Source organism: Rhodococcus sp. ENV425 (genome assembly GCF_002887785.1).
Lineage (GTDB): Bacteria > Actinomycetota > Actinomycetes > Mycobacteriales > Mycobacteriaceae > Rhodococcus > Rhodococcus aetherivorans.
Genome location: NZ_PCZU01000249.1, coordinates 1 through 3,834, shown reverse-complemented (window position 1 = coordinate 3,834; position 3,834 = coordinate 1). Strand labels below are relative to the sequence as shown.

The window sequence follows — 3,834 nt, the reverse complement described above, 5'->3', positions numbered from 1 at the left end:
CCGATCGGTTCCCGGCCCCGTCCGCGGGGCCCTCGCTACTCACCGACCACGATGTAGTCCTCGGTGGTGAGCCTGTTGTCCGGCCCGAACACCAGGTGCCCGTAGGACCCGATGCCGGGCTCGCCGGCGTCGGTGAAGTTGAGCCGGCCGGTGACACCGTCGTAGTCGATGTCCTGGCCCCCGCGCAGCAGATCCAGGCACTGCTGGTAGCTGGTGCACGTCGTGCCGTCCTTGGTGACGCTGTTGATGTTCGCGGCGATGTCCACCCCGGCGGTGGAGCCGGCCTGTTCCGCGGCGAGCGCCGAGATCACCACGGCGTCGTACGATTCGCCGGCATAGTTGAAGTCGATCAGCGCGGGATCGATGGCCTTGAGCCGATTCTGGAAGTCCGGGCCGACGTCCGTGAGCGGAGTGGTGCCGCGCATCGTGTCGACCAGCCCGGGCGCGACGGCCTCACCGAGGGCGTTGCCCATGTTTCCGTCCACGCCGTAGACGAGCATGCCGTCGGACGGCCCGATACCCACCTCGTGCATGCGGGTGAGGATCTTCGCGGACTCCTCGAACCCGATGATCGCCACGGCGTCGGGGCCGAAGTTCTTGATCTGGTCGACCTCGGCGTTGAACGACTGCGCGTTGGGGTCGTAGATGATCTTCTGGACCTGGTCCTCCGGCACGCCGGCCTCGACGAGGTTGTTCTGGGTGTTGGTGGCCAGGCCGGTGCCGTACGGGTCGTTGAGCGCGATGATCGACACCCGCTGGGCACCGTCGTCCGAGATCAGCTGCGCCAGGGCCTGCGCCTGCAGCACGTCGGTGGGGGCGGTGCGGAAGTACAGCCCCTTGTCGGGATAGCAGACGAACTGGTCGGAGGTGTTCGCCGGCGAGAACATCACCACCCCGGCGCTGGCGATCTTGTCGAGCACCTTCAGCGACACCGACGACGAGGCCGCCCCCACGATCACCTGCGTTCCCGCCGCGAGTTCCCGGTCCACCGTGGAGTTCGCGGTGTCGGTCGTGGTGTCGCCCGAGTCGCCGGTGATCAGCTCCACCGGCTGGCTCAGCACACCGCCGGCGGCGTTCACGTCGTCCACCGCGAGCCGCACCGCCGCCACCTCCGGGGGCCCGAGGAAGGCGAGGCTGCCGGTCTCGGGAAGCAGGGTGCCGATCTTCAGCGGGGTCGTCACCGGCGTGGCACCGGCGGTCGCCTGCGCGGGTTCGCAGTCGGTGGTCACGGTCGTCGCGGACGCCGCGCTGTCACCGGAACCGCCCGCGGCGGAATCGTCGCTGTCCGAGCTACAACCCGCGAGGGCGAGAGACGCTGCTCCGAACACCGCAGCGGCGCGGACGAAGGTCCGTCTGGCCATCCAACTCTCCTTCGATCGGCATGCACACCGTCCCGGATGCGTCACCGGGACGTGGCCAGAAACCTATCCGCCCCGCGCCGTCCGTGAACCCGGGCGAAATCCTTGTGACGCGACCGTTATCGAAGAATTAACGCCGGTGTGACGGGGGGCTCCGTCATCCCGCCGCGGCACCACCCAGCGTCTCGATGACCACCTCGGCGACGTGCTTCATCGTGGTGCGCCGATCCATTGCCGCCCGCTGGATCCAGCGGAACGCCTCCGGCTCCGTCATCGCATGCTTGTCCATGAGCAGGCCCTTGGCTCGGTCGACTAGCTTGCGGGTCTCGAACCGCTCGGTCAGCCCCGCCACCTCGCGCTCGAGTTCACGGATCTCCGCGAACCGGCTCGCCGCCACTTCGATGGCCGGAACGAGATCGGACTTGGAGAACGGCTTGACGAGATACGCCATGGCGCCGGCGTCCCGGGCACGTTCGACAAGCTCGCGCTGACTGAACGCCGTGAGGATGACCACAGGCGCGATGCGGCGGGCGGCGATCTCCGAAGCGGCGTCGATGCCGTCGCGCCGGGGCATCTTCACGTCCATGATGACCAGGTCGGGCTTCAGCTCCTCCGCCAGCTCGACCGCCCGCTGCCCGTCGCCGGCCTCACCGACGACCTCGTAGCCTTCCTCGCGGAGCATCTCCACCAGATCGAGCCTGATCAGCGCCTCGTCCTCGGCCACTACGACGCGCCGCGGCTGAGCGGGATTCTCGTGCGGGGCGGCTGTCATCGTCGGCCATCTCCTGTCGCTCGGGCGGCCCCCGCGGAGGGGGTGGAACGTTAGAAGGGTACCGGTGGTCGACGGCAGTTACCGATCTTCTACAGTGGTCTCCGCACGACGCCCCCGTATCCCAATTGGCAGAGGAAACGGATTCAAAACCCGTACAGTGTCAGTTCGAGTCTGACCGGGGGCACCCACAGTGCGCCGCCTCATCGGAGCGGCGCCCCGAGCGACCCGCGGGCCCCCACCCCGTCGCCATCTCGACCGGTGCGCCGCGCCGACGTCCGGGAACGCTGGTAAGGTGCCGATTTCGGTTGCGCCGGCCGGTGTTCCGGTCGGGACCACCGCCGACCGTTCCCGGGCCCTGCGGAACGCGGATCGAGATCGGAGAAGGCATGGGACGCGCCCTTCCCGTCGTGGCGGCCTGCGCGGCTGCGCTGCTCGCCCCGGCTCCGGGTGCGGCCGCGCACGTTCCGGACGATCGGATCGTGCTGCGCCCGGGCGACGGCATCACCTTCACCGCCGCCGATCCCGCGCCGGGTTGGTGCTCGGTCGCCGCGGTCGGCCACGACCGCGCAGGGCGGCTCGTCGCCATCACCGCCGGCCACTGCCGGCAGACCGGCTCGGCCGCCGTGTGGAAGGCCGGCGAGCAGAGCCGCGGGCCTGTCGGCACCGAGACCTCCGTCCACAGCCCCGGGTCGGTGGACTGGCTCGGAATACCGACCGACGCGGTGCCGGACTATGCGGTGCTCCAGCTCGACGAGACGAGGGTACGCGGCTCGAACACCTCGGCGCCGGACGCCGACGGCGAGGTCGTGGTGCTCGAGTCGATCGGCTCGCTGCCGGACGGCGACCAGGACATCGGCAGGCACTGCGCGGCCGGGCACACGACCGGGATCGCGTGCGGGCCCGCCCCGCTCGTCGACGCGCTGGACGTCGCCGGCACCCGCGACGTGCTGGTGAACCCGAACTCGGTCAACTCGTGGCTCGTGATGCAGCAGGGCGACTCCGGCGGCCCGCTGGCCCGCACCGACACCCACGAGTGGCTCGGCCTCGCAGTCGGATACCGGCCGAACGACGTGCGCTTCGCGGTGTACCAGCGGGCCGACCGGATCATCGAGGACCTGGACGCCCGGGGCGGCATCGGCGCGGGATTCACGCTCGTGTGCACCCCGTGACGAGTCAGGTCGTCGCCTCCGCGGACGTCGTCGCCGTGCCTGCGCCGGCGGCGGTCGGCGTCCCGGGGCGGTGCGTCGCGGCCGCGGCACCGCGGTGGTTGTGCTCGGTGACCACCACCTGGCCCGCGGCGATGGCCACCGCCACCGGCCACTCGATCAGATCCAGCGCCACCAGCGCCGCCAGCCCGGCGAAGTAGGCGAGCTGGTCGGGCCGTGGGATCCCGACTCGGCCGACGAGGGGCAGGTGCACGGCGAAGCGTTCGGCGTCGCGGGCGAGCCGCGCCATCGTTCGGTGGGATTCCCAGAAGGACTGTTCGTCGGCCATTCTTTCCTCGCTCGTCAACTTCGGTTCACCTGACGTCCCTACCGTCGGGGGCATGTCGAACCCGATGGCCGCCGTGGGCCCGGATGCGGTGGTCGGCGCCGTGGTCCGGCTGCTCACTCCCCCGCTGTGCGAGCTGTACGCCGTGTTGATGCGCGCCGGCGTGGTGGTCGTGGTCGACGACTGAAACCACCGGCCGAACTAGCTCGTCGC

The 3,834-nt window shown here is 70.3% G+C and carries 5 protein-coding genes and 1 tRNA gene; 3 read left to right on the top strand and 3 right to left on the bottom strand.

The window, feature by feature from the left end:
• Positions 1-35: 35 nt before the first annotated feature.
• Both CQZ88_RS21665 and CQZ88_RS21660 read right to left on the bottom strand, forming a co-directional pair.
• The gene (locus CQZ88_RS21665) at positions 36-1,361 is read right to left on the bottom strand and encodes an ABC transporter substrate-binding protein (RefSeq protein WP_029544011.1); all 1,326 of its coding nucleotides are present in this window, start codon (positions 1,359-1,361) and stop codon (positions 36-38) included.
• A 154-nt stretch (positions 1,362-1,515) separates the two neighbouring features.
• On the bottom strand, positions 1,516-2,130 hold the full coding sequence (locus tag CQZ88_RS21660) for an ANTAR domain-containing response regulator (protein WP_006941125.1): 615 nt from the start codon (positions 2,128-2,130) through the stop codon (positions 1,516-1,518).
• A 110-nt stretch (positions 2,131-2,240) separates the two neighbouring features.
• Here CQZ88_RS21660 and CQZ88_RS21655 point away from each other — a divergent pair.
• A tRNA-Leu gene (locus CQZ88_RS21655) sits at positions 2,241-2,314 on the top strand.
• A 202-nt stretch (positions 2,315-2,516) separates the two neighbouring features.
• Entirely contained in the window at positions 2,517-3,299 is a 783-nt protein-coding gene (locus tag CQZ88_RS21650; RefSeq protein ID WP_102800295.1) for a serine protease, read from the top strand.
• Between the two features lie 4 nt (positions 3,300-3,303).
• Here CQZ88_RS21650 and CQZ88_RS21645 read toward each other — a convergent pair whose 3' ends face one another.
• Entirely contained in the window at positions 3,304-3,624 is a 321-nt protein-coding gene (locus tag CQZ88_RS21645) for a hypothetical protein (RefSeq protein WP_065922516.1), read from the bottom strand.
• Between the two features lie 52 nt (positions 3,625-3,676).
• On the opposite strand from CQZ88_RS21645, the gene CQZ88_RS31555 reads away from it, so the two are divergent.
• Positions 3,677-3,808 carry a hypothetical protein gene (locus CQZ88_RS31555; RefSeq protein ID WP_256997108.1) on the top strand — a complete coding sequence of 44 codons (132 nt, stop codon included), beginning with the start codon at positions 3,677-3,679 and terminating at the stop codon, positions 3,806-3,808.
• Positions 3,809-3,834 lie beyond the last annotated feature (26 nt).